This window comes from Plantactinospora sp. WMMB782, from assembly GCF_049179135.1.
Classification (GTDB): Bacteria; Actinomycetota; Actinomycetes; order Mycobacteriales; family Micromonosporaceae; genus Plantactinospora.
The window spans coordinates 2,738,678-2,763,146 of sequence record NZ_JBMHMC010000007.1 but is presented as its reverse complement, the minus strand read 5'-3'; the positions used below and the strand labels follow the sequence as shown (position 1 = coordinate 2,763,146).

The window sequence follows — 24,469 nt, the reverse complement described above, 5'->3', positions numbered from 1 at the left end:
GCGACACTCGGGGCCCTGGCGGCTAGCGAGATAGGAATAGCGGATAGCGGTTGACGACGGTGCGAGGAGACTGCGCGCTGCGGTGTCACGGGGTCGACGCCTGGTATTAACCAACTGGGATGTGCCGCAGCCAGCCGCGTCTGTCTATATCTGGTGTAGGCACCGATGTCTGCTGATCTGGATGGAGTCGCGATGAGTCGTACCCTCCGCTGGGCCGCTGGCCTGCTCGCCACCGGCACCCTGGCCGTGCTCGGCCTGGCCAGCCCGGCCCAGGCCGCGACCGTCTCCCAACCACTACGCACAATGATCGCGAACCTGCCCGTCGCGACCGAGATCCGGACCGGCTACAACCGCGACCTGTTCCCCCACTGGACCGACGCCGACAGCGACGGTTGCAACAGCCGCTACGAAGTCCTCATCGCCGAAGCCGTCACCCGCCCGACCATCGGCTCCGGCTGCACCCTCTCCGGCGGCCGGTGGTACTCGTACTACGACGGCGCCCACTGGACCGCACCGGCAGACGTCGACATCGACCACGTCGTCGCCCTCGCCGAGGCATGGGACTCCGGCGCCCGCACCTGGACCACCACCCGCCGCCAGTCCTACGCCAACGACCTCACCGACACCCGATCCCTGGCCGCCGTCACCGACAACGTCAACCAGAGCAAAGGCGACCAAGACCCGACCAGCTGGATGCCGCCCCTGGAACGCTGCCGCTACATCGCCGAATGGACCGCAGTCAAAACCCGATGGCGGCTCACCGTCGACACCGCCGAGAAGAACGCCCTGACCAGCTACGCCAACTCGTGCTCCAACGTCACCGTCACCGTCACCCACGCCTTCTGACGACACCCTCGCAGGCAACCCACCGGCGGACAGGCCGTCAGGGATAGGCCGCTCCGAGCACGTCCACGACAACACCCGGGCATCACCACCGAGGTTCTCTCTCCCCCCTGACTGGCGCCGACCAATCGCAGGCCCGGCGCCTGCGGGCGCCTGACCACATGACAGCGAGGCATCGGTAACCCGAGCACACGGAGCGGGGGCGGTAGGGTTCCGGCCAGCGGCGGGCCGCAGTCATCTCCGCAAACGCCGGTCCGCCGCCTCTTCACGCCATGTCCGCGTACATAGGTAGGTCCGCGGTTACGTACAAAGATCCACGTGACGACGGTGCCCAGGATGGACGGCCGAGTTCATCTTCGTCACCCAGGCGGAATACTCTGTCCTGCTACGCTCGGTTACCCCCTGCAGGCGCATGCGCGCCCGGACGGCGGCATGAGCGGATGTTCGGACCTTGCTCGGCATGATCGACAGGACTCCACGCCATGGAGGTTATTGGGCTCGCCCGGCCGTGCCACCCTCTACGTGTGAAGGCCAACTTGGAAAGAATTCCAGGCGACCACGACTGGGTTGCCCGGGCGATCCTGGCACGGGCACCGCAGCGCGTCGATCAGAGCTTCCTCGACTCCCTTGATCCCTCCGCCTCGCTCGCCCTTGGACGCCTCGGCGTCCGCCTCTCCACTATTGCGTTAAGGGAAAACTCTATCGATGTGGTACGCCGTTCCTTGCTGGCGACGGGACTCGCCCGATGCCTACAACACGATGACGACCGAGACGTGATGGTGGGTCTGGCGTTGCCGTGGACAGTGACGCAGCAGTTAGGAGCATCTCCGGAGACGGTGTTCGCGATAGTCGCGGATGGCCTTCCGGATGGCCCGACCTCCACGCTGTTGAAGGATTTTGGTGCCCGGAAGGATATTACATTGGCCGCCTTTGGTTGGGAGGCGGTGACCACCGCCGACGGACCGGACTTTCGTCCACTGTACTGATCGCATGCCGCATCCCGGGCGCACTACCATCGGCATGATCGAGCGCACTCAACTCGGCATGACCGGACGTTGCGGCACCGGGTAACCGGTCACGGTCCGTAGGGCACGGTCCCCGGCAGATTCGGATGTAGGCGGAGGTGCAAGCGGGCCACGGAGTTTCGAGCTCGGGGCACGTGATCGCGTCCGAACGGAGCAAGTGCGTAGGTCGTTTCCCGTGCAACACCGGCAGCGACATATGAATGACCGTCGCGACAGCCGTAGCCATCAGTTCCCACCGAGGTCCCCGGTCAGATGCCGCCACGATGCGTTGACGCGATGGAGAAGACCTGCCCGCTGGAGCAACGATGCGCCGCCAGCGACAGTGCCGAGGCCGGTGCCCACAACGGCAACAGTCAAGACGAGGCTGGCGTTGCGCGGAACTTCTGTGTGTCGCGACAGGGCCAGCAACCCTCCGACCACAGTAACCACACCTAATGCGATGGCGCCAACCCCTTCTGCGAGGTCGGTCCGTTTCAGGATCGCCACCGCTGCCCCGATCCCTGCCACGCCGGCCATAATGGCTGCCCAACCGTCGAGATGATGGCCATGCAGCAGCGCCCACACGCCGCCGCCGACGCTCACCAGGCCCACGGTGCTCCAGGTGATACCGGCATACTCGCGCAACGGTATCGCCACCGTCGTGATGGTCGGTACGTGCTGGTCAAGGTCGGAATCGTCCAGCACTAGGACGACCCCATTGGTGATCACAATCAACGCGAACAGCACGTCGGCGCCATGCAGCAGGCCAGCAATAGCCCCTCCAAGGCCGATCACACCGATGCCGACGATTTGAGTGCCCCTCATGGTTCCGCGGCCTCGAAGGATGCGCAGCCCCGCCAACATCAGCAATAGCCCGAAGAAGCTGATGTAGCAACTGAACGCAATGCTTCCCCACGTTGGCTGTAGCGTGGCCAGCGCTCCGGCCACGACTGCGGTACCGAGCCCGAGCGACGCCGCTGCGGTCAGTATCTGTACCGCAACGTCCACGGCAGAGGCCAGCAGAATCGCGCCAGCCATGAACCCGACGGAGGTCAGGATCGCGACGCCTGCCCACGCACCCGAAAGGATTAGCGTTAGCAGCACGCTGGTGGCTGCCAAGCACAGCAAGATCGGAATGCTGTAGAGGACCACCGGGGCCCGCGGCGGCAGCCCGCGCAGCCAGTTGGTCACCATCACCACCGCAGTCCCGGCGGCTGTAATGGCCAGCACACGGGGACCGAGGTCGCTGGCCTGGTTGATGCCCACACCGACCGTTACGCCGAGCAGCGCAGACGCGGCCTGTCCCCGCCAGCCGAGTCGGCCTCGGTGGTGGACCTCGGCAGTCTTGTCACCCATGAGAGACCCTCGCGCCACGGGGGGACTCGGATTCCACGCCGGGCGTCGCTGTGTGCCGATGCGGTCAACGAAATGCACGCCCATCGGCAGAAGCAGAAGCCGAGAAAGCCTCTGTGGATGGATGATCGTCACAGCGTTACTGCCCGGAGTCGTCGGCCAGTCTCGTGGACGTCATACAGCCGGTCAGCGGAAGGCCGGCTGACCCCGCTGCGGCTTTGTGCCTCAGCCGTACCTGTCTCTGCGCCGGAGCCACACCGACACGCCACGCCGGGAGGACCCGCGCACCGGGGCTCGGCAACGCGGGCGGCCGACGCCGCACGACGTCCCCTGATGCCGATCTTCCTCGACCGGGTCGCCGTCGCCGCTTCAGCGTCGGTGACATGAAACGAGACACCAACTCGCTGGCCTTGTGGGGTCGCCGAACGCGCGGCCCCGAATGGGGCCCTTATGTCTCGCATCGACAGGGACCGTCCGTGGCGTTGCCGCACCGACAAACCTCCTACCGCAATGGCGGTGGCGCTGCTCGCCACCGCGCTGGTACATCAACGGCCGGTGGTCGGCCTGGATCGTCTCGCCGCGCGAACTCGCTGGCCAGATCGCCCGCGTCAGCATCGTGCGGTCTGGCTCCCGAGGTCGATCCGTCGATGTTTCGGCACCGTCAAGGCCTGTTGTGGGAGTGGAACTGAACGGCTCTACCCTCGATTAGGTGGACGTTGATGATCCGCACGTGATCCCGACCGGCGAGGTGCCGCGGCACGCCACCGTCGGTTGCCGATGCGGAGCGACGACGGAGGCCGTGCAGCGACGCGACGGCACCACGGCCTGGCTGACGATCCATCGGCGCTGGGACGGCCGGGACCTGCTGCGTCCCGATCTGTAGCAGTCGGGCCGCGTCCGCGCCGATTGACGATGCCTTGCCGGAGGCGCGTGGGCAGCTTTGACAGTGTCGTGGAGTAGGGCACGAGGGCGCGGTCGTTCCGCGACCGCGCAGCGGAGTTGGAAGTTCGGCGTCGAGGCGACGGGCCCCATTTCGAAGGTCAACAGCAGTGCGGGACCGGGTTCGTCGCGGGCGTCCCACTATCTGTGGTCCCGGCCGAGCCCGCAGTGGCTCTGGACAGGGTCCGTGCCAATAGCCGGCAGTGGGGCGCCTCCGGCGGGCGCGGGGTATCCCCACCACGACCGCAAGGCGGAATCCCGGGAGCCGGCAGGTCTGGGGTGGGGGTCGCTTCGGGTGCCGGGGTCCGTGGTCATGGGTGTCGTCCTCGGCACTCCCCGACCTGGCTGTCATCAGCGAAGGGCTTTACCACCCTCCCTGCCTCGCCATGGTGGGGGTCGAGGCCTCCGGGTCGCCTGTCTGGCGTCGTTGGTGTCGCCTGTGAGCCGGGTGTGTCCCTGTGGTCTGTCAGGCGTTCGGCTGTGGCCCGGCTCCGAACTCGTCCTTGTGGTCGTCGGGGTAGGTCGGTCAGTCGATGTTGGGGAGCTTGTTGGCGGCGCGCCCGGTCGAAGGCGGGCTCGGATGGTGATGGCAATGAGGAACATCCCCCGTGATTTCGTCTTTGTCGGCGTCTGCGCGGTGCGCGAGGTGGAGGGTCGTCTTCGTAGCTGTCTTCTGGTCGGAGGGCACGGTGCTCGACGTGCGAGTCACGCTGGCCGGTCTGGCCGGTGGTCTTGGCACGGAGGTTGGTGGGAGGCAGGGCGTCACGGTCGGGTAGGCGAGGCGGGAGAGCAGAAGTCGGGCTCGTTCGCGGTCGTCGTACGGACTGCGCGGCCGGGGTCAGCGGGCGTGGGTGGGTCCCTCGGCCCGGGTGCGGTTTGGGCGCGGGCTCAGAGGAGGTGCACGGTTTCGAAGTTGCCGTCTTGGCGCTGGAAGCTGAGTTGCCCGCCGCCGCGTTCGATGAGGCCGAGTATGACGTTGTACACGACGAGGGCCCGGTTGATGGTGTCGGTTTTTGTGTCTTTGGTTCTCGCACAGGCGCTGTCGAGGGCGTCGGCGCCGCGTGGGGTGAGGTTGAAGGTCATCCGGACCAGGCCGCGTCCGGCGTCGGCGGCGGGGTCTGGGTTCGGTGGGTCGGCGGGTTGGTCGCGGCTGGCGGGGATCGCGGGTGGTGGGGTCAGTCCGGTGGCGGCGTCGGTGCGGTCGTCTGTCATGGGCGGGGCCTTTCGCGTCGCGTCCGGGATGTGGTCCCACGGGCCAGTGCGGTTTCTGGTCGCGGGTGCACGGTTCCCGGTTTGATCACGATGTTCCCTTCCGGCACGTGGTGGCCGTATGTAATCTCGGCGACGCGGGGCGGCGTCGCGGGAGCGATGATTGTGGCTGTATGGGTGGTCGCGGCATTCGTTGTGATGGCCCGCAGGAGGTTAATCCGTGTCTGTCGGCTGACACTGTCAGCAACATGACTTTTCGTCGGGCGCGGACTGAATCGACGGACAGTTTGTGCGATTGCCTCGGCGGAGATTTGACACAGCCCGGCGTTTAATACTCATGGGCCGGGTCGACATTAGATTCATGCGGGTCTACTCGGAGTCTCATTCGCGTTCACTCGCCATCTACCACTCATTTCATGTCTTTATCGGCGATATCGAGATATCCCGTCAGGCTACGTCAGCACTCGACCGATTTGCCTGCTTCACCCAGAAACTCGCCGACGGACCCGCCTGATGCAGCCTCGCTGACCGGCGGCTGTATGGTCCGTGATGCGGCAGACACACACAGCGATCTTGCCGAGGCGGTCGTGAGGGACTAGCCCTCGGGGCCTCGTAGAAGGGTAATGGCGTGATCGATCGTCCCCTCCCACCGGAACCGTCGGATCATGTTGATCTGACTGATGCGTCGAATCCGGATAGCCAGCCCACCGCCAGGGGACACGCCGGCGACATCCAAGGTAGGCCTCACGATGAGGATGAAGACGAAGGTGAAGGTTTCGAATGTCAAATGTCGTTCAGGATGTTGTGGAGATGGCGTGGCGCGCAGGATCTTCTGCCGACGGAATTGCTGACCCGGATGGTTCCACGAACCGGCGTGATAGTACCGCCGGCGATCATCTTCGGCTTGTTCCTGGGTTCCGGCGCAACGCTGGCCGCCACCGCGACGGCCACCGGCGCGGTCGCCGCGATCTGTATCGCAACCGGTCTTTCCGGTAAGGGACGCAGGTCCGCCCCCGCCCCGGAGGGGGCCGGTACCGTCGCGACACCCGTGGGCACCGCCCGCACCGCCGGACCGCCGGTCACCGCCTCGCCCCCCATTGCTCGCGGTACCGACGGCGAGAAGCCGCCCCCACCTGTACGGGAGGCCGACGGCCGGACCGGACCGCAGTCCGGCGACCAGCCGCCCCGGCCTGCCGATCACCTCGGCGGAACCGGCGTCCACAGCCAGGACGAGACGTGATGAAAGGGTGTTTTTTACCAGAGACTCAGGAGAGGGTTTATTCCATCGTAAGTGGACGTCTCGAGAGAGGGCTCCGGACGCATGGTGTGAACAGCAACCACCCCATGAGAGGGAAAGCCATGAAGAACCAGGGTGTGATCGCCAGGCGGTGCGGTTGTCTGGATCCGGCGACGAGGCGGCCGCTGGGCACCTCCTGTCCCCGGCTGAGTCGGCGGGACCACGGCAGTTGGTACTTCCACTGTTCGGTCCGCAATGTGTTGGGCAGGATGGAGCGGGTGCGGCGGGGCGGCTTCGAGTCTGCCGCCGCGGCGCAGCGGGCGCGGGACGAGTTGCTGGCGCTGTCGCAGGAGGAGCAGGCCGGCCGGTCGTGGACGGTGGCCCGGTGGCTGCGGTACTGGCTGTCGGTCAGGACCAGGATCCGGCCGACGACGAGGATGCACTACACCCGGGACGTGGAGCGGTTCCTGATTCCGCATCTGGGCGCGCTCGTCCTGGGTGACCTGAGCATCCGGCAGCTCAACGCGGCGTTCACCCAGATCGCGCTGACTCGCAACCGGCTCGGTCAGCCGCAGACGCCGTGCACCCTGCAGCATGTGCGAAGCACACTGCGGGCGGCGTTGGGCGTCGCGGTTCGGGACGGGCTGATCAGGGACAACCCGGCGCGGGGGGTGGAGTTGCCGAACCCCGACCGGGTGCCGGCCCGGGTGTGGACCGACGGCCGCGTCGCCGAATGGCAGTCGTCCGGGGCGCGCCCGGTGGTGACGGTGTGGACGCCCGAGCAGCTGGCAGAGTTCCTGCACTCCGTCCGCAACGACGGCCTGTACGCGCTGTGGTGGCTGATCGCCCTGCGCGGGCTGCGGCGCGGCGAGGCCGCCGGGCTGCGGTGGGCGGAGATCGACCTGCGGGGACGGGAGTTGTCGGTGGTACGGCAGCGGACCACCGCCGGCTACGAGGTGTACGAGGGGCCGCCGAAGTCCGCGGCCAGCCGCCGGATCATCGCCCTGGACAAGCACACCGTGGCGGTGTTGCGTCAGCACGCCCATCGGCAGCGGACCCACCGGGAGACGCGGACCGGGGCCGGCAAGGTCTGCCACGACAGCGGCTACGTGTTCACCGGCCCGGACGGGATGCCGCTGCATCCCGGCTATCTCACCCAGCGTCTGCGGCTGCTCGTCGACCGGGCCGGGCTGCCACCCATCCGGCTGCACGACCTGCGACACGGCGCCGCGACCCTGGCCCGCGCCGCCGGTGCCGACCTGAAGATGGTCCAGGACCAGCTCGGGCACGCGAGTATTCGGTTCACCGCCGACGTCTACACGGCGGTGCTGCCCGATGCCCAGCGGAAGACGGCCGAGGCGACCGCACGGCTGGTGATGGACGCCGCCAACACCCTCAGCCAGCGGCGCCAGCGACGCGGCCCGGGCGCCAAGACCCGCACCGAAACGCCGCCGCGAAACGGACGCGGCGGTCCGGTCAGGGACAACGCGGAGCGTCGGCCACCGTCGCGCGGCAAGTCGTCGGACCGGCCGGACAATCTCGGTCCGGGCCGGGGCGGCCCGTCGCGCCGTCAGCGCCGGGACCAGGGCGAGACGGCGTGACCCGGTAGATGACACACCATCCCGTGAGCTGGGCTGGCCATCCACCCGCCACCACACCGTCACATACGGCTAGATCGACAACACAGGTCGTGACGGATGGTTCAAGTGGAGGCCGCTGGCCGGTAGCATGGGAGGTGACGCGACCCCGTCCGACGAAAGAGCCCCTGGGCTCTGGCGAGAGCCTAGTTGGGCGGGGGTTCGTGTCTGGTGGGACGACGCCGTCAGTAGTGGTAGTGGTCCCCCTTGGCCCACAGGTCGTACTCGTAGCGGATCTTCGACTCGATCAGCTTGTAGTAGGTGTCGTCGCCCCGCTCCCACCGTCGGGTGACCGCCCAGAGGCAGTAGTCGGCGGCTTGGAGTGCGACGTCGCTGGAGCACGGCCAGAACGCGAGGCTGCGCTTGACCCGGAAGTTGATGCACTGGGTCATGACGTCCTCGATGCCCTGCCGGAACGCCTTGCGGGTCTGCCTCGTGCCGAGTTCGGCCGCCACGATGAGCGCCTCGTCATCGGGCGAGAAGACCCGGGGGGCGACCCATTTCAGGTGGTAGAACCACGCGTACTGGAAGAACCTCGCCGCGCTCGCCCGGATGTGCGGCTGGGCCTTCGCCTTCTCCAGCAGGGTGACGTCGACCTGGAAGTCGAGGTCCGACAACGCGGTGTAGACGGTCCGGCGGATTTCGTAGGAGTCGTTGGTGGCGTGGAAGTACGAGTCGAGGCCGTGGTTACGGAAGGCCAGGTCGTCGCGGAGCGCGCCGAGGGTGGCGCGCAGTGTCCGCAGGTGCGGCTCGTCGATGACGAGGGTGGCCACGGCGAAGTACGTCGAGACGTTCGGCTTGCGGCTGAAGGTGAGGTCGCCGCTCTCATCGGAGAACAGGTAACGACGGGTCACGGGCGGGCTCCGGTACGACGGCGTGGGCAGGGGTCGATTGTAGTGCGCAACAAGTCACCCTCCCCTCACCACCCGTAGCCTGATCGGGCTGGCGAGCACGGCAGGAGAGCCGTTGCCGGTCCGAGACTGCCCGCTCGTCCCGGTGGAAGGCATGTCCGTGCGGCACGCCTGTGGATAACCCGCCCTGCTGTGGAGAACGGGCCGCACCTGCCGCTGATGTGGTAGGCGACCGGCCGTTCCCGCAGGTAACGCCGCGTGGACGGGGTCGGAGCGGTGGTTCCGACACCGGAGGCGTTCCTGTGCGCAGCCCGCGTCCGCCGACGAGATGGCACCTCGCCGGGGACACGGCCGCAGCATCATGTGCCGTCCCGGGCGTCCAAGGAGGAGCACATCGGCGGGCCGCAACACCAAACCGACGTCGTTCCGTAAGCAATCGAGATCAGAACGTGAGACTTACCTCTAGCGACGACTCGGGCGCGGAAAGTAGAGTCCCGACACTGTGGACGAAAGATACGAAGCCAGGCGACACCCGCTCGTCCGCCGCCCGGCGGCGGAACTCTAGACGGTCCCGCCGCCGAACGCCGGACTCAAGGGGCCACCCGTGACAGCGGGCGACCCCACCCCGCTCGCCTGAACCCATTCGGGCCGAGCCGGGAAACCTTCCACATCAACTTCAACACCGTGCGTAGTTGATCGGTCGCTCTGGTCGACGTGTATGACCAGTACAACGGGTCAACCCCGCCAACCGCCACACCACAGGCCGGAGTTTGACAAATCTCACGGCGAACCCCCTGCCCGGCCTGCTCGAACAATCCGACGATCCTCAACACCCCGCAGTGATCAATTGAAAAATAATTGACCTATTTGGACCACGCAAGGTGGCCGTTCGCGTGACATCGGATGCCTACGCTTCACGTAGCGCTCGGTTGACCGGTGGCTGATGACAGTCGGCCCCGGACTCTTGCCGGACCGGGCGCAGCCTGAACCCGAACGGCGCCCCGTGCCCGCCCTGCGGCCGGGGCGCCCCATGCTGAAAGGGCGCGAGCAACCCGTGAAGACTCTCGTTCGTCTGCCACACCTCGAACCGCCGGCACGACCGCCGCACACCGGCGTCGCGGTGACCCTCATCGGCGGAACCTACGGGCTCACCCTGGCGATGCTGCTCCTCGGGATCGCGCCCGAGGTGTGCGTGGCGACCACCGGCGCCATCACCGCCCTCGCCGTACACGCCACACGGTCCCTCCTCCCCCTCGACACCGGTCACACCGCGCCCGGTGCGGCGGCCCAGCCGCCCCGTCCCTGATCGGAGCGCGCGCAATGGGGCGCCACATGAAACCGATCTCCGACCGCAAACCCGCCAAACAGCTCGCGCTCAAACTGCGCGAGCTGAAGGGGGACATCCCCTACGCCCGGCTCGCCAAATCCGTCCACGTCAAGCCGAACACCCTGTCCACCATGGCCGACGGCACCTTCCGCGGCTGGCCCAGCGTCGAGCAGTTCCTCCAGGCCGTCGAGAACTGCGGCGGAACCGTCACCGACGATGACCGAAGCCAGTGCCGCGCCTACCACAAGATCGCCGAAACACTCCACCGCGACAGGAGCACCACCCCCAGCCCGGCACCCGCCGGCGACAACCCGCCGTCGCCGCTGCCACCGCTGACCGAGACCGTCGTCCTGGCCCCGCGCGGCGGTGAGGACGACGACACCGAGGTCATCACCTTCACCCGTGAGGAACCCACACCCGCGTGCCCGGTCAGCCTCACCCAGGCCCGCACCGTGCACGACCTCGTCGCCTCCCTGGTCGACCTCGTCGTCGACAAGCGGCTCGACATCGGGAACTGGCGGCCACAGCGGCGGCGGCCGTGGAACACCGGCCGCACCGGCAGCCCCGAGTGGGAGGTCCTCACCGGCCGCCGGCCACCCACCCTGCCCCTCGTCCTGTCCATCGTGCGCGAGTGCGGCGGCGGGCCCGCGGACACCTCCCGCTGGGAGCAGCAGTGGAACCGGATCGTCGCACCCCACGGACGGTTCGTCGGCACCGCCGCCCCACCCCAGCGATCCCGGGGCTCGGAACCGGAGATCGCCCTCACCACCACCCAGCCCGTCGACGACGACGACCTGCAACGCATCCGCGACCGGCTCGCCGCCACCGCCGACGGACAGGCCGCCCACCCCAGCCGGCCACCACTATGGCGCAGGCTCGGCAGCAGCATCCGGGTCAGGCGACGGCTGACCCGACGAACACCGGGCGCCACGACCGACCATGACCTCGACCAGTGACCGCAGGCGCCGCCAGCGGACCCAGCCGTAGGCGGCGCCCGTCAGGCCGCAGGCCGCTAACCACCACCCCAGGATGGCGACCGGTACGGCGCCGCCCGCACGGCGCCCGCTTGTGGGCCAGAAGACCCCGTACTCGACCACCTCGACGACATCCGACCAGCCCACGAGGAGGCACCGCCCATGCCTGACGAGACCATGTTCACGGTCAACGGCGTCCACGCCGTACCGGCACAGCGGATCTCGCTGGCCGAGGCCGGCCTACTGGAACGCCAACACCTGCAGCAATGGGTCATCGACCATCCCGAACTCATCGACAGCGACATGAAGGTCGTCACCTTCGAATACGGCCGCTGGATGGCAGCCGGCGGCACACCGGCCGCCGACCGGCTCGACGTCCTTGGCCTGGACCGGACCGGACGGCTCGTCGTCGTCGAACTCAAACGGGACCGCGCCCCGGACACCGTCACGATGCAGGCGATCAACTACGCCGCCATGGCCCGCCTATTCAGCCTCGACACCCTCGCCGAGGTCCACGCCGCGCACCTCGGCGCCGAGACAACCACCGACGAGGCGCTGGCACAACTGAAGGAATGGGCCGAAGGCGTGTCAGACGAGACGCTACGCACGCCACGGATCATCCTCATGGCCGGCGACTTCGGCCCCACCATCACCAACACCGCCCTCTACCTGTACGAGTCCGGCATCGACATCCGACTCGTCCGCTACCAGCTCTACCGCACCAACACAGGAGAAACCGTCCTGTCCGTGGCGCAGCTGCTCCCGGTCCCCGACGCCGAGGAGTACATGGTCCGGCCACGCTCGAGCAACGGCACCCGGGTCGCCACACAGACCGCCAAGGCCCGCCGGGCCTCCGCCGTGCAGCGGCTCATCGCCCACAAGACCATCCCCGACGGCACCGAACTGGCCATCGTCGTACCCGAGCAGGTCGGGCAGGACCGCGACACCATCCGCACCTGGCTGGCAGCACACCCCGACCGTGTCCGCGTGCACTGGTACAACGACATCTCTGGGCCCGCCGAATGGGCGCACGACGGCACACGATGGCAGCTAGGCCGGCTCATCAGGCACGTCATCGAGACCGCGACCGGGCAGCCGCCCAAGGCCCAGGTCTGGGCCCAGAGCTGGCTCCGTGACAAGGACGGACGCACGCTTCACCACCTCGCCGAACCGCTGCCATAGATCCGCAGGACGATTCGCCCCCACCCCAGCTCATCCCCTGCGCCAGACGCGGGCGCGACCAGAGTCAGGGACGCTGCTGTACCGTCACCTGCGGCGGCGAGGCCAAACCCACCGCCGCAAACACGGCCTCGCCGCCGGTACCCACCGACGTCCCCGGAGCAGCCGCCGCCCGCCTACCCGCGTGGCAATGCGCCAGCAACCCTTCAAGGTTCGGCTGGGTGAAGAACGCCGAGGATGGCGCAACGGCGCGGCTGCAGACCGATTGGCCGACGAGGTGCCGCCTCTACCCGTCGTCCCCGGCGGCCACGACCTGACCGACCCCAGGTTGCCCGCTGCGGGCGAGCACGATAAGCCGCAACCGACGGATCCCCTGATCGAACTCCTCTGTGTCCGCCGAGTCGCTGTTCCCCGGTAAGGCTGCGAATGCGTCTGCCGCCTCATCGAGCGCCTCCAACACGGCCGCCGCTCCATCAACGACAGCGCTCTTCGCCAGACGAACCCGGTCGTCGGAACTCCATCGGCGGGCCGCCTGCTGCTCGGCAGCGTCGACGAACATGAGGTACTCGACGTCTTCCGGCGCGATGCCGAGATCGACCGACCAACCGGTCACCAGCTGGAGATACCAGGTGTAGTCGCGCACGCGCCAGGCAAGGCGGATCCGACAGCCCGCATACTGACGCAGCCACTCGCACACCAGGCTGTCGAGCACCAGTGCCGGCGACGACTGTGGGCTTGGACAGAAGAACAGGTACTTGGTCGCAAACGAGACGCCGAGGTGACGCAGACGATTGGCGCTGAACCAGGCGAAAGCCTCCGACCCACCCTCACCGGCGACCCGCTGCGCCGCTTCACACAGCACGCGTGGAGCCTGCGGGTTCTCCCGCAAGATCCGTTCGGTCCGAAATGCGCCGTATCCGACCGGCCCGTGCCCCCACACCATCGCCGCCAGAAACGCGCGCAGACTCTCGGCTTCCCCATCCGCAGCGAGCCGCCCGTACCTGGCGACCGCCGGACGGTCCAAGCGATCAGGCAACGCGACGATGAAGTCGTGGAACTCCGGCAACCGCTTCTGCCAAGCGCGCCGGCTCCATGCTGTCGCCACCTGCGGAGGCCGACCACCCGCGTCCCACTGCGAGAACCGGATCTGGAGTCTTTTCGGCACACGCCTGGCAACGTCTGGGCTCACCCGTGCGATCGTGTCACGTCACCGCATCTTGGTGTCCACACAGGCTGTTGCGTTTCCCGAGCCGCGTATCCACCACCTACGAACGGTGCTGGTCAGTAGCCTAATGAGCATGCAAGGGCTGGTCTTGCCCGGCTCGATCGGAGATCTCGCGTTGTAGCCCGCGCGGTGAGCGCTTCGACAAGACCGATCCGACACGGCGGGTCCTGGCAGGACCGGCCCTTGTGCAGTGGTAGTCACTTGCTTGAGCCGCTCGCGTGGGCCACCTCTGGACAGGCCTGGATCATCGAATCCTTCGACAACGATGGAGGGCCACGCGGGCGTCCACGGTCACTTCAACGCTGGTGGGATGGTGGACCGAGAGTCCTTTCATTAGGTCGCGGCGTGATCGTGGCAGGCCTGCCCAAATCTGAGATATCACCTACGAGGGGTTGATGCCTATGACTGTTTACTGCGGAATTGACTGGGCCGAGGAGCACCACGACGTCGCGATCGTCAACGACAGCGGCGGGTTGGTCGCACGGCTGAGAATCGGTGATGACGCGGCCGGGTACCGGCAGCTGATCGACCTGCTCGCCGACGCCGGTGACAACCCGCAACAGCCGATCCCCGTGGCGATCGAGACCTCCCGGGGTTTGCTGGTGGCTTGCCTGCGGGCCACCGGTCGGCAGATCTACGCGATCAACCCGGTCGCAGTCGCTCGTTACCGAGACCGATATACCGTCTCACGCACCAAGTCCGACCATGTCGACGCGATGGTCCTAGCCAACATTCTGCGCACTGACATGGCCGTGCACCGGCCGCTGCCCAACGACTCGGAACTGGTCCAGGCGATCGCAGTTCTCGCCCGTGCGCAACAAGACGCCGTATGGGATCGAACCCAAGCCCACAACAAACTGCGCTCACTGCTGCGCGAGTACTACCCGACGTTCCTGCTGGCCTTCCGCGACGCCCGCGGCGGGATCACCCGTCCCGAAGCCCGCGCCGTACTCGCCACAGCGCCCACCCCCACCCAGGCAGCGACACTGAACCCTGACGACCTCGCCGACGCCCTACGACGAGCCGGCCGGCAACGAGGCGTCGCAGCCGAAGCTGACCGACTGCACCAGGCCCTGGCCACCGCAACCCTGCACCAGCCACCCCTGGTCGAGCAGGCCATGGGACGACAAGCCTTGGCCCTACTGCGCGCCTTGGACACCGCCTGCCTCAACGCCGAAGACCTGGCCACAGCCGCAGAACAGTCTTTTGATCAACACCCGGACGCCGAGATCATCGCCAGCTTCGCAGGCCTCGGTCGACTCGTCGGCGCCCGGGTACTCGCCGAGATCGGAGATGACCGATCCCGCTTCGCTGATACACGAGCACTGAAATCGTATGCCGGTTCCGCCCCGATCACCCGCGCCTCCGGCAAGAGCCTGATCGTCATGCACCGACGAGTGAAAAATCAGCGCCTCGCCCACGCCAGCCATCTCTGGGCCTTCTCCGCCCTCACCGCCTCCCCCGGCGCCCACGCTCATTATCAACGCCGACGAACCGCCGGCGACGGCCACACCGCCGCCCTGCGCCACCTGTCCAACCGGCTCCTTGGCTGCCTTCACCACTGCCTGCAAACCCGACAGCTCTACCAGGAGACAACCGCCTTCACTCCACCCCAGCCACAACAGCTACCCACCGCAGCTTGACACCAAAATGCGTGGGATGTCTTGTCCGGCCGTAAACAGTTCGGCACGGTCTTATCGGTGCGGTAGACCTCCCGGCGGTCAACCCTGCTCCCCAGCATCGAGCAGCAAGACCGGAGCCGCGCGCCCGAGGCCACCTTGGCTGAGGGCTCACCGGAGCGGGCGTCTCCGACGAGTTCGTCGAGACAGCCGAACCGGTTGCCTGCTCAAAGGCCCCGCCGCGAGCGCCGCCTCCAGCGGTACCGCGAGTAATGGCAAGCAGCGGTACCCACAGCGATACGACACTCAGCCCCGGAAGGCCCCGCGAGCCGTCGCGGTCGGCGCACGGCCCGACGAATCGCAATCTGAGCGAGTCCAGCTGCGGCGCCGGCGGCAACATGGACAATCCGACGGCCCGAAAGGCCCACCCCCGTACAAGCCGAACAGTCCACGCCGCCCAGCCCAACCTTGCCATTGGGTCAACAATTGGGCACAGGAGCAATCCGGAATCGACAGCGGTCGACCGGCGGGCTTGCATTGTTATTCGCAATCATGAATCAGAGTCTTTTTCATTTATCAATTCGATGGAACGAGGAGTGTCACGTTACGTGCCCAACGAGATGCATCGCGTCGAGCTTTTTGGTGCTCAGGCGGTGATTCGGATGAAGGAGCATCGATCGTCGCCCGAATCGGGTGACGTCCACCACACCCTCCCCGAGGCGGCTATGGGCATCACCTCGCTCGGGCCATGCTCGGAGATGGTGGCACTGTCCCGGGCCGGACCGAAGAGGATCGAGGCGTCGAACGGGTCGACAATTTGTCCAGAAAGCGACACCGCGACACCACACTGGGCAGCAGCTCACTCACGCGGTGACGCGACTGCCACATCAAAGAACCTGCGCTGGGTCCAGCTTCACCAGCGACAGCTCAGACACCGCGGGCGAACGGGACGACCCTGCGTCGGCGAAGCGCACCCAGCGCGGAGAACAAGCTGAGGCTGCCACTGGCGGCAGCTACAGCTAAGCCGATACAGGAGGATCTACTCCGCCCGGACATCCACTCGCCGCGAGTCGCGCCTTGCCTGTCAGGCCTGAGAAGCGCCGCCGAAGGACAGGCGGCGACGTCCGATGTGCGAGCGGAGCAGTTCCGCCGCCGCACGGACGGAGGCTCTCGCCAGACGTCTGATCACGTACGCATAGATCTCGATGGTCGTGATCGGGGTGGAGTGCCCTAGCTTCTCCTGGATCACCTTCAGGTCCGACCCCGAAGCCAGTGCGATGCCCGTGGCACCATGCCGCAGATCGTGCAGGCGCACCGGCGGAAGTCCCAGTTCCTCCACCAAGCGAGCGAAGCGTCGAGTCAGCCAGTCAGGTCGGACCGCCCGCCCGTTCGCGTGCAGGAAGACCCGCGCGTTCGGGGAAGGCTTTGTCAACGCCGCCCCAATCCTGAGCACTGCCGTCCGGCTGAAACGGGACCACCTCGGTCTCGTGTTTCAGTCGTTGGTCTTGGTGGCCGCTGGGACGCGGCCGAGGTCGCGGTCTTTGAGTCGGTAGCTGTCTCCCTTCATTGAGATGACTTCGGCGTGGTGGACGAGGCGGTCGATCATGGCTGCGGCTACGACGTCGTCGCCGAAGACCTCGCCCCAGCGGCCGAAGGGCTTGTTGCTGGTGACGATCAGCGACGCGCGTTCGTAGCGGCTGGAGACAAGTTGGAAGAACAGGTTCGCGGCTTCGGCTTCGAACGGGATGTAGCCGACCTCGTCGACGATCAGCAGCGGGATCCGGCCGAGCTTGACGAGCTCGTCCTGGAGGCGGCCGGCGTGGTGGGCCTCGGCGAGGCGGGACACCCACCCCGCGGCGGTGGCGAACGCGACCCGGTGCCCGGCCTGGCAGGCCCGGATACCCAGTCCGATGGACAGGTGAGTCTTGCCGGTGCCAGGCGGGCCGAGGAACACCACGTTCTCCTTCGACGCCACGAAGTCGAGCGTGCCCAGATGCGCGATCGTCTCCCGTTTCAGCGAGCGTTGGTGGTCGAAATCGAACTCCTCCAGGCTCTTGCGGCCTGGGAACCGTGCGGTGCGGATGCGGCCTTCGCCGCCGTGTGCCTCCCGGGCGGCGACCTCGCGTTGCAGACAGGCGGCGAGGAACTCCTCGAACGTCCACGACTCCGTCCGGGCCCGCTCGGCCAGACGTTCGACCGAGGCGGCCAGGGATGGTGCTTTCAACGCGCGGGCGAGGAATGCGATCTCGGAGGCCACGTTCCGGCTGGTCTTGGCGGCCATCAGACGGTCACCTCGTCCAGGCCGAACAGCCGGTCGTAGTCGGCCAGTGCCCGTTGTTGCACCTGGGCGTCGGCCGTCGCCGGTCGCTGCCCTCGGGCGGCGGCCCGCAGGTCCGCGGCGGCCTGCCGATGCCGCGGGTCGGTGATCGTCTGATGTCGTGCCCAGCAGCGGTCGTGGTGGGCGACCAAACGGCCGTCGCAGAACACCTCTACCCGCTCGCAGTCGGCGGTGACCTCGACACGACGTCCCACGACGGACGGGTGCACCGAGTAGTCGTTGGCGTCCAACCGGACGTAGTAGTCCCGGGGCAGGCGTGTCGCGGACCGCCAACCCACTGTCGGCGCCACCGGCGGCAACTCCACCATCGCAGCCCGGTCAGCGTCCCACCGGTCGACCGGCCGGCAGCCCAACACTCGATGCCGGCGCTGGTTCGCCCGCACCAGCCAGTTGGTCAGTTGGAGGTTGAAGTCGGCAGGTGAGCCGAACCGGCGCCCGGGCAGGAACGACGTCTCCAGATAGCCGTTGGCGCGTTCGACCAGGCCCTTGGCTTCCGGGTCCGCTGGCCGGCACTGGATCACCTTGATACCGAGGGTGCCACGGAAGCCGTTCATCGCCTCGGTCAACTGCGGCCGACCGGCCCGCCACTGCCCGACCGCGGACTCGTTGTCCCACACCAACACCTTCGGCGTCCGTCCCCACCCGGAGATCAGGGTCCAGTGCCCGACCAGCAGATCCGGCGACTGCCGCGATGGGATCATCACCGCCGACAGCCACCGTGAATACCCCGACACCATCACCAACACCGGCGGCCGATCAGCCTGCCCGAACCCCAACGGCACGTCCGCCGGCGGGAACCACAGATCACACTGCGCCAACTCACCCGGCAGGTAGTCCGTCCGCTGGCACGGGTCCGGCCGGCGGAACAACGGCCGCAACCGCTGCACCCGGTCGCAGAACACCGTCTTGCCCCGGGTCCACCCGACCCGCTCCATCAACACGGTCGAGGGCATCTCCGGGAACTCTGCCAACAACGCCCGGATCTGTGGCTCGACCGCGTCCACGATCGAGCCCTTCGCCGCCCGCCGATACCGCGGCGGCTCGTCACTAGCCAAGGCCTTCTTCACGGTGTTGCGAGACATCCTCAACCGCCGTGCGATGGCCTGGATCGCCATACCCTCCGACCGCCGCAGCCGCCGGATCTCCGCCCAGTCCTCCACGCTCAGCACCTCCCGATGCTTCAGGAGGTGGTCCAGGTTCAGCCGGAACCACATGGTCAGTTTTCAGGCGGAACCGACAGGCTTCCCGAACCGCCGTCGCTGCTCGTTCCACAATATCCGCAGGACCGCGACGGTGAACTCGTCGAGTTCGAGCACGCGCACTCCCGCCGCCGACTTCGGCGGGCCCGTGATCTCCACGCCACGCAGGACGATGACCTGTTCGCGAATCGTCAGTCGCCCTGCCGCCAGGTCGATGTCCTCCCAGCGCAGCCCTGCAACCTCACCCCTACGAAGGCCATGCAGTGCAACCAGCCACCACAGTGCGAACATCGGATCGTTGCGCACCGACTCAAGAAACCTGCCCACATGCGGCAGGTCCCAGACGGCTACTCGTGGCTTCATCCCGGTCTTCCGCCAGACTTCCTCGTAGGCGTCGTCCCACAACACGGCTCGAGGCCGTGCACCATTGGGAAGCCGCAGCCCTCGCGCCGGGTTCGAGTCGATGATGCCCCGCCGCCGTGCCTCGGACAGCGCGCTACGCAGTACTGCACGGATACGGTCCAGGGTGCCCGGAGAGAGCACGCGTCCTTCCGGCGTGCGCTGGCGAGCGATGGCGTTCATCGCCCGCTGAAGGTCCCGAGTGCGCACCTTGGGCATCCGAAGCTTGCTTACCTTAGGAAGCAGGTGGTTCTTCACGACGCTGCTGTAGTTCATCAGGGTTGTAGGCCGTAGCTGACCGTCCAACTCTGATAGCCAGTACTCCAGCCAGCGTCCCAGGGTCCACGACTCCGATACCGCCTGCGCGTCGGGTAGCTGGAGGAACTCCCAGGAGGCTCGTTCCGCCTCCCAACTGCTGCGGAAGCCGCCCTTGCGGATACGTACTCGTCGATCATCCAGGTTCGTCACCTGAACGGCGAAGTACCAGCCACCATGATCCAACTCCACACGGAGTGGGCAGCGGGCCCCAAGCTGCCGTTTCGTCTCCTCGCACCGGCACCCGCAGCGCCTGTACACCTGGCCGGTCCTGCTCTTGGGCATCAGATCCACCACCGCACCGGCACAAGGTAGGCGGTGAGCATCCAGAAGACAGGTCCACCGAACGGACGATGATGACTCAGCCGATCAGTGCATCTGCCCCGACCCGACGTAGGAGCGCGCGAATCCGCTGCGCTTTGACCAAAAGGCCAGGTCAGCGGCTTGACGGAGGCTTCCAAGGTGGGTCACAAGCGTGACCCACACATGACCCACGGAGATCAACCATACTGAGATGGTGTTGAATATTTCCTGGTCAAGCTAGCGCGCCCGAAGGGATTCGAACCCCTAACCTTCTGATCCGTAGTCAGATGCTCTATCCGTTGAGCTACGGGCGCAGGTGCCGGGCCAGTCTACACACCAACCCTCGGCGCGGAGACTCCGGGATTCGAACCCGGGAGGGGCTTTAAGACCCCAACCGCATTAGCAGTGCGGCGCCATAGACCAGACTAGGCGAAGTCTCCCCGTGGTCTCAGCCGACCACGTTGGTCGAGGATACAGGGCGGCGACCCAGCGGGGCAAAACGACTTCCCGGGTACCCCCTGGGGCCCCGCACCGGCCAGCCGACGCCCTGGGGCCAGAAGCTTGCCGGTTCCCGTTCGGTGCCGGTCCACCGCCGAGACTAGGCTCACCTGACATGGAGGAGCAGTCGCCCACCGAGCCGACACGCCGCCGCCCGGAGCCGAAGCCGACCCGCCGCTCCGGCCCGATCAACGCCGCCTTCGCCTCCGCTCCTGATGCCGAGGCAGAGACGACCGACCCGCCTCCGGCGCCACCCCGTCCCCGGGCCCGAACGACTCCACCGACGGTGCTCTTCCAGCCGCCCGCCGAACCCGAATCGCCGCCTCCGGTCCGTCCGACGTCCGGGCCCGCGAAGTCGTCCGGGACGGTCGAGCAGCCCGATCCCGTGACGCCGGCACCGGCACCCGGGCGAACCGGCCGGGCCACTCCCACGATGGCCAGCCCGCCCCGTCAGGAGACGCCCGGGAACCCGCCGGCCGCTCCGGATCCCGCCTCCGGCAGCGTGGACGCGGCCGGCGACGTCGCCCCACCTGCCGAGGATGCCAGCCCCACCGGCGCAGAGGCGGCGGGCCGTAGCGGTGCCGCGTCGGCCAAGGCGCCCGACAAGAAGGCTGTGCCGGCGAAGAAGGCCACCGCCGGGAAAGCCAGTCCGGCGCAGAAGACCACACCCAGGAAGACGGCCGCCAAGAAGACCACGGCCAAGAAGACCACGGCCAAGGAGGCCACGGCCAAGAAGACCACGGCCAAGGAGGCCACGGCCAAGAAGACCACGGCCAAGGAGACCACGGCCAAGGAGACCACGGCCAGGAAGACCGCGGCCAAGAAGACCGCTGGGGTAACGGCGACCGGGGCGGCCACGGCCGAGTCCTCCGAGGCAACCGCGCCGGTACCCCCCGCCGCCGCACCACAGGCCAGCACACCGCCCGCCGCAGCCGGTACCCACGGTCCGGGCGAACTCGATGAGGCCAGGGTCACAACCTCGGAGTACTCCGCCACCTCCGACGCGGAAGCGTCGACGATCCGGCAACTTATCGATCATCCGGGGTACGCGCCGGAACTGCTCGCCCTGGCGGCGGTACGGAGTCTGGGGCCGGAGGCTCGATCCTGGGCGGCATGGGTGCGGGCGGCGTACCCGAATGCCACTCACCAGGGCCTGGTCCGGCTGGCCACCCGGCGGTACGTCCGGCTCGCCGCCGCAGGTGGGGCACTGTCGACGACGACCGGGCTGCTCGCCCCGTTCACCGAGTTGGCCACCGTCATCTGGGCTCAGGCCGGCCTGGTGCTGCACCTGGCGGCCGCGCACGACCTCGATCCGACCCGGCCGGACCGGGCCGCCGACCTGCTGGTGCTGCTCCGGGTCCACCCGGACGTGCCGAGCGCCCGGGTCGCGCTCGCCGCCGCCGAGGCCGCGATCGCCGTCCACCCTGACGACCACCCGACCATGGCGCCGGTGGAGGCGGACGGCGAGACGAGCCCGGAAGGGGGCAGGCTCGCCGAGGCAGGCTGGCGGCTCGGTGCGCCGATGGTCGCCCGGAGCGTGAACTGGCTGGTGCTGCGGCTGGCCGTACGGCGGCTGCCCGGGGCAATGGCGCTGGCCGCCGCGATGCTTAGTTCGGCCGACACCGAACGGCTCGCCGCCCGGTCCGTCGGGTACTACCGCTCGGCGGCGTACCGCCCGCTCGGCGGCGACCGTGCGGTGGCGGGCGTCGAGCCGCCCGGCTACAGCCAGTCGAACCAGTCGCGGGGCAGCAGCGCGTAGCCGACGAAGGCGACCACGTCCAGCAGGGTGTGCGCCACCACCAGCGGCAGCACCCGCTTGGTGCGCAGGAAGAACAGCGCGAAGATCACGCCCATGACAGCGTTGCCGACGAAGGCACCGAAGCCCTGGTAGAGGTGGTACGAGCCGCGCAGCAGGGCACTGGCGGCGATCACGGCGCCGATCCGCCAACCCAGTTGGCGTAGCCGGGTCATCAGGTAGCCGACCACGACCACCTCCTCGAGGATCGCGTTCTGCGCGGCCGAGAGGACGAGCACCGGGACCGTCCACCAGAGGGCCGGCAGGCTGGCCGGCACCACCGTGGCGTTGACGCCCAGCTGTGCGGCGATCCAGAAGAGGCCGAGCCCGGGCAGCCCGATCGCGGCGGCCAGCGCCGCCCCCCAGGCCAGGTCGCGGCCGGGCCGCCGGACGTCCAGGCCGAGCGCCCCCCGGGCGCCGTCCGGACTCCGGTCGGGCAGCACGCCCCGGTCGCCGCTCGGACCCTGGTCGGGCAGCACGCCCCGGTCGCCGCCCGGAGCCTGGTCGGGCAGCGTGTCCCGGGCGAGCAGCCCGTCGCGGTCCAGCGGCCGGTCCGAGAGCCGGTCCAGGATCCGGTCGCGGTTCAACAGGTGTACGGCGAGCAGCACCGGCACGAGGGCGAAGAAGATCCCGAGAAGCTGGTACGTGAGGTCCAGCCAGGGCCGGGGCGACTGGGAGACGTTCAACGCGGCGGTCTGCTGGGAGAGCGGCCGGTCGGCGGTGAGCCGGGCGGTGATCGTCACCACGGAGTAGATCGCCGACTGGCCCAGCGACAGGCCCAGGACCAGCAACACCTCGGGGCCCAGGATCCGGCGGGGAAGCGGGCGGGCGAGATCAACCGTCACCCGGACAACTGTGCCCGATCCAGCGTCCGCCCGGGGATCGTCGGCGCCGGTCTTCGGCCCCGGCCTTCCGCACCGGTCTTGGGCCCGGTCGGCCGCGCCCGCCTTCCGCGCCGGCCTTCGCCCGGTCGGCCGCGCCCTCCGCGACGCCGGACAACGGCAGCGCCAGCCAACTCTCGACCTTCGATCGCACACGCTGTGCGACCGAAACTGACTCACCGTATTCATTCTTATTCGTGCAGCGACCCCGACCGGGAAGGTGTCATGGACAATCTCGCGCAGCTGTTGAAGGAGAGCTGGACCCTCGTCGAAGATCGACGGGACAGGGTCGCGGGATACTTCTACGCCCGGATGTTCCTGTCCGACCCTGATCTGCGCACCCTGTTCCCGGTGCAGATGGCCGGCCAGCGGGACCGCCTGCTGGAGGCGATCGTGACCGCCGTCCAGACCATCGGAGACCCGGAGCGACTCGACGAGTACCTGCGCTCGCTCGGCCGCGACCACCGCAAGTACCACGTCCGGCCGGCGCACTACGAGGTCATGGGGAGCGCACTGCTGGCCGCACTGCGGGAGATCGCCGGCGAGCGGTGGACGGTCGAGCACGACCAGGCGTGGCGGGACGCGTACCGGGTGATCGCCGAGCGCATGCAGGCCGGGGCGGCCGACGACCCGAACCCGCCGTTCTGGCACGCGGAGGTGATCGGGCACGAGCGCCGGGGCAGCGACATCGCCGTACTGACCTGCCGTCCGCTCCAGCATCCGCTGCCGTACCGCGCCGGCCAGTACGTCAGCGTCGAGGTGCCGCGTTACCAGCCGCGCCTGTGGCGGACGTACTCGATCGCCAACGCCCCGCGCGCGGACGGCACCATCGAGTTCCACGTCCGGGCGGTCGGCGCCGGCTGGGTCTCCAGCGCCCTGGTCCGCCGGACCAGGGTCGGCGACCTGCTGCGGGTGGCCGCCCCGATGGGCGCGATGACGCTGGACCGGGACTCCTCCCGGGACGTGCTCTGTGTGGCCGGCGGGGTGGGGCTGGCACCGGTCAAGGCACTCGCCGAGGAACTGGCCGGATACAACCGCACCCGGTGGATGCACGTCTTCGTCGGCGCGGCCGGCCGGGAGGACCTGTACGGGCTGACCGAACTCTACGATCTCGCCGCCCGGCATCCCTGGCTCTCGGTGACTCCGGCGTGCAGCGCGGATCCGGGCTTCGCCGGTGAACGGGGCGAGATCACCGACATCTTCGCCCGGTACGGCCCGTGGACCGCGCACGACTGCTACGTCTCCGGATCCGCCCGCCTGGTCCGCTCCGCCCTGCGCACCCTCGCCGCCGACGACGTGCCCCCGGAGAACATCCGGTACGACGCCTTCGGCGACATCTAGACA

At 68.1% G+C, this 24,469-nt stretch carries 20 protein-coding genes and 2 tRNA genes; 11 read left to right on the top strand and 11 right to left on the bottom strand.

Annotation, left to right across the window (positions count from 1 at the left end):
* The first annotated feature begins 192 nt into the window (after window positions 1-192).
* Window positions 193-846 (top strand): HNH endonuclease family protein, encoded by a 654-nt coding sequence (locus ACN28A_RS14730; protein WP_421395776.1) that lies wholly within the window; start codon window positions 193-195, stop codon window positions 844-846.
* Between the two features lie 521 nt (window positions 847-1,367).
* The gene (locus ACN28A_RS14725) at window positions 1,368-1,829 is read left to right on the top strand and encodes a hypothetical protein (RefSeq protein WP_421395774.1); all 462 of its coding nucleotides are present in this window, start codon (window positions 1,368-1,370) and stop codon (window positions 1,827-1,829) included.
* Between the two features lie 264 nt (window positions 1,830-2,093).
* Here ACN28A_RS14725 and ACN28A_RS14720 read toward each other — a convergent pair whose 3' ends face one another.
* On the bottom strand, window positions 2,094-3,203 hold the full coding sequence (locus ACN28A_RS14720) for a hypothetical protein (protein WP_421395773.1): 1,110 nt from the start codon (window positions 3,201-3,203) through the stop codon (window positions 2,094-2,096).
* Between the two features lie 706 nt (window positions 3,204-3,909).
* Between ACN28A_RS14720 and ACN28A_RS14715 the strand changes: the two genes are divergently transcribed.
* A complete protein-coding gene (locus tag ACN28A_RS14715) occupies window positions 3,910-4,083 on the top strand; it encodes a hypothetical protein (RefSeq protein ID WP_421395771.1) in 174 nt (57 codons plus the stop codon).
* A gap of 944 nt (window positions 4,084-5,027) precedes the next feature.
* Here the strand turns inward: ACN28A_RS14715 and ACN28A_RS14710 are convergent.
* Window positions 5,028-5,351: a hypothetical protein gene (locus tag ACN28A_RS14710; RefSeq protein WP_421395769.1), complete on the bottom strand. Its 324-nt coding sequence runs from the start codon at window positions 5,349-5,351 to the stop codon at window positions 5,028-5,030.
* A gap of 625 nt (window positions 5,352-5,976) precedes the next feature.
* On the opposite strand from ACN28A_RS14710, the gene ACN28A_RS14705 reads away from it, so the two are divergent.
* Together ACN28A_RS14705 and ACN28A_RS14700 are read left to right on the top strand one after the other, a co-directional pair.
* Entirely contained in the window at window positions 5,977-6,588 is a 612-nt protein-coding gene (locus tag ACN28A_RS14705) for a hypothetical protein (RefSeq protein WP_421395768.1), read from the top strand.
* A gap of 266 nt (window positions 6,589-6,854) precedes the next feature.
* Window positions 6,855-8,186, top strand: a complete 1,332-nt coding sequence (locus tag ACN28A_RS14700; RefSeq protein WP_421395767.1) for a tyrosine-type recombinase/integrase — start codon at window positions 6,855-6,857, stop codon at window positions 8,184-8,186.
* Window positions 8,187-8,407: 221 nt separating this feature from the next.
* On the opposite strand, the gene ACN28A_RS14695 is transcribed toward ACN28A_RS14700, so the two are convergent.
* Entirely contained in the window at window positions 8,408-9,076 is a 669-nt protein-coding gene (locus ACN28A_RS14695) for a DUF3800 domain-containing protein (RefSeq protein WP_421395765.1), read from the bottom strand.
* 1,051 nt (window positions 9,077-10,127) lie between these two features.
* Between ACN28A_RS14695 and ACN28A_RS14690 the strand changes: the two genes are divergently transcribed.
* The 3 genes from ACN28A_RS14690 to ACN28A_RS14680 all read left to right on the top strand — a co-directional run bounded on the left by ACN28A_RS14690 (window position 10,128) and on the right by ACN28A_RS14680 (window position 12,556).
* Window positions 10,128-10,379: a hypothetical protein gene (locus tag ACN28A_RS14690; protein WP_421395764.1), complete on the top strand. Its 252-nt coding sequence runs from the start codon at window positions 10,128-10,130 to the stop codon at window positions 10,377-10,379.
* A gap of 26 nt (window positions 10,380-10,405) precedes the next feature.
* Window positions 10,406-11,356: a hypothetical protein gene (locus ACN28A_RS14685; RefSeq protein WP_421395763.1), complete on the top strand. Its 951-nt coding sequence runs from the start codon at window positions 10,406-10,408 to the stop codon at window positions 11,354-11,356.
* 180 nt (window positions 11,357-11,536) lie between these two features.
* Window positions 11,537-12,556 carry an endonuclease NucS domain-containing protein gene (locus tag ACN28A_RS14680; protein ID WP_421395761.1) on the top strand — a complete coding sequence of 340 codons (1,020 nt, stop codon included), beginning with the start codon at window positions 11,537-11,539 and terminating at the stop codon, window positions 12,554-12,556.
* A 283-nt stretch (window positions 12,557-12,839) separates the two neighbouring features.
* Here ACN28A_RS14680 and ACN28A_RS14675 read toward each other — a convergent pair whose 3' ends face one another.
* Window positions 12,840-13,658 carry a hypothetical protein gene (locus ACN28A_RS14675; protein ID WP_421395760.1) on the bottom strand — a complete coding sequence of 273 codons (819 nt, stop codon included), beginning with the start codon at window positions 13,656-13,658 and terminating at the stop codon, window positions 12,840-12,842.
* 521 nt (window positions 13,659-14,179) lie between these two features.
* Here ACN28A_RS14675 and ACN28A_RS14670 point away from each other — a divergent pair.
* Window positions 14,180-15,421 carry an IS110 family transposase gene (locus ACN28A_RS14670; protein WP_421395759.1) on the top strand — a complete coding sequence of 414 codons (1,242 nt, stop codon included), beginning with the start codon at window positions 14,180-14,182 and terminating at the stop codon, window positions 15,419-15,421.
* Between the two features lie 1,060 nt (window positions 15,422-16,481).
* Here ACN28A_RS14670 and ACN28A_RS14665 read toward each other — a convergent pair.
* From ACN28A_RS14665 to ACN28A_RS14640, 6 genes are all read right to left on the bottom strand, one after another.
* The gene (locus tag ACN28A_RS14665; RefSeq protein WP_421395757.1) at window positions 16,482-16,850 is read right to left on the bottom strand and encodes a tyrosine-type recombinase/integrase; all 369 of its coding nucleotides are present in this window, start codon (window positions 16,848-16,850) and stop codon (window positions 16,482-16,484) included.
* Between the two features lie 39 nt (window positions 16,851-16,889).
* Window positions 16,890-17,678: an IS21-like element helper ATPase IstB gene (gene istB, locus ACN28A_RS14660; RefSeq protein ID WP_421395756.1), complete on the bottom strand. Its 789-nt coding sequence runs from the start codon at window positions 17,676-17,678 to the stop codon at window positions 16,890-16,892.
* Window positions 17,678-18,904 carry an IS21 family transposase gene (gene istA / locus ACN28A_RS14655; RefSeq protein WP_421404388.1) on the bottom strand — a complete coding sequence of 409 codons (1,227 nt, stop codon included), beginning with the start codon at window positions 18,902-18,904 and terminating at the stop codon, window positions 17,678-17,680. The genes istB and istA overlap by 1 nt, the downstream gene beginning before the upstream one ends.
* Window positions 18,905-18,958: 54 nt before the next feature.
* On the bottom strand, window positions 18,959-19,840 hold the full coding sequence (locus ACN28A_RS14650) for a site-specific integrase (protein WP_421395754.1): 882 nt from the start codon (window positions 19,838-19,840) through the stop codon (window positions 18,959-18,961).
* Window positions 19,841-20,192: 352 nt separating this feature from the next.
* Window positions 20,193-20,265: transfer RNA gene (locus tag ACN28A_RS14645), tRNA-Arg, on the bottom strand.
* A 35-nt stretch (window positions 20,266-20,300) separates the two neighbouring features.
* Window positions 20,301-20,391 (bottom strand) — tRNA-Ser (locus ACN28A_RS14640).
* Between the two features lie 173 nt (window positions 20,392-20,564).
* On the opposite strand from ACN28A_RS14640, the gene ACN28A_RS14635 reads away from it, so the two are divergent.
* Entirely contained in the window at window positions 20,565-22,208 is a 1,644-nt protein-coding gene (locus ACN28A_RS14635; protein ID WP_421395752.1) for a hypothetical protein, read from the top strand.
* On the opposite strand, the gene ACN28A_RS14630 is transcribed toward ACN28A_RS14635, so the two are convergent.
* Complete coding sequence (locus ACN28A_RS14630) at window positions 22,169-23,089, bottom strand: CPBP family intramembrane glutamic endopeptidase (RefSeq protein WP_421395751.1); 921 nt, start codon at window positions 23,087-23,089, stop codon at window positions 22,169-22,171. The two genes, ACN28A_RS14635 and ACN28A_RS14630, sit on opposite strands and share 40 nt — an antisense overlap.
* Window positions 23,090-23,350: 261 nt before the next feature.
* Between ACN28A_RS14630 and ACN28A_RS14625 the strand changes: the two genes are divergently transcribed.
* Window positions 23,351-24,466 carry a globin domain-containing protein gene (locus tag ACN28A_RS14625; protein ID WP_421395749.1) on the top strand — a complete coding sequence of 372 codons (1,116 nt, stop codon included), beginning with the start codon at window positions 23,351-23,353 and terminating at the stop codon, window positions 24,464-24,466.
* Window positions 24,467-24,469: the final 3 nt, after the last annotated feature.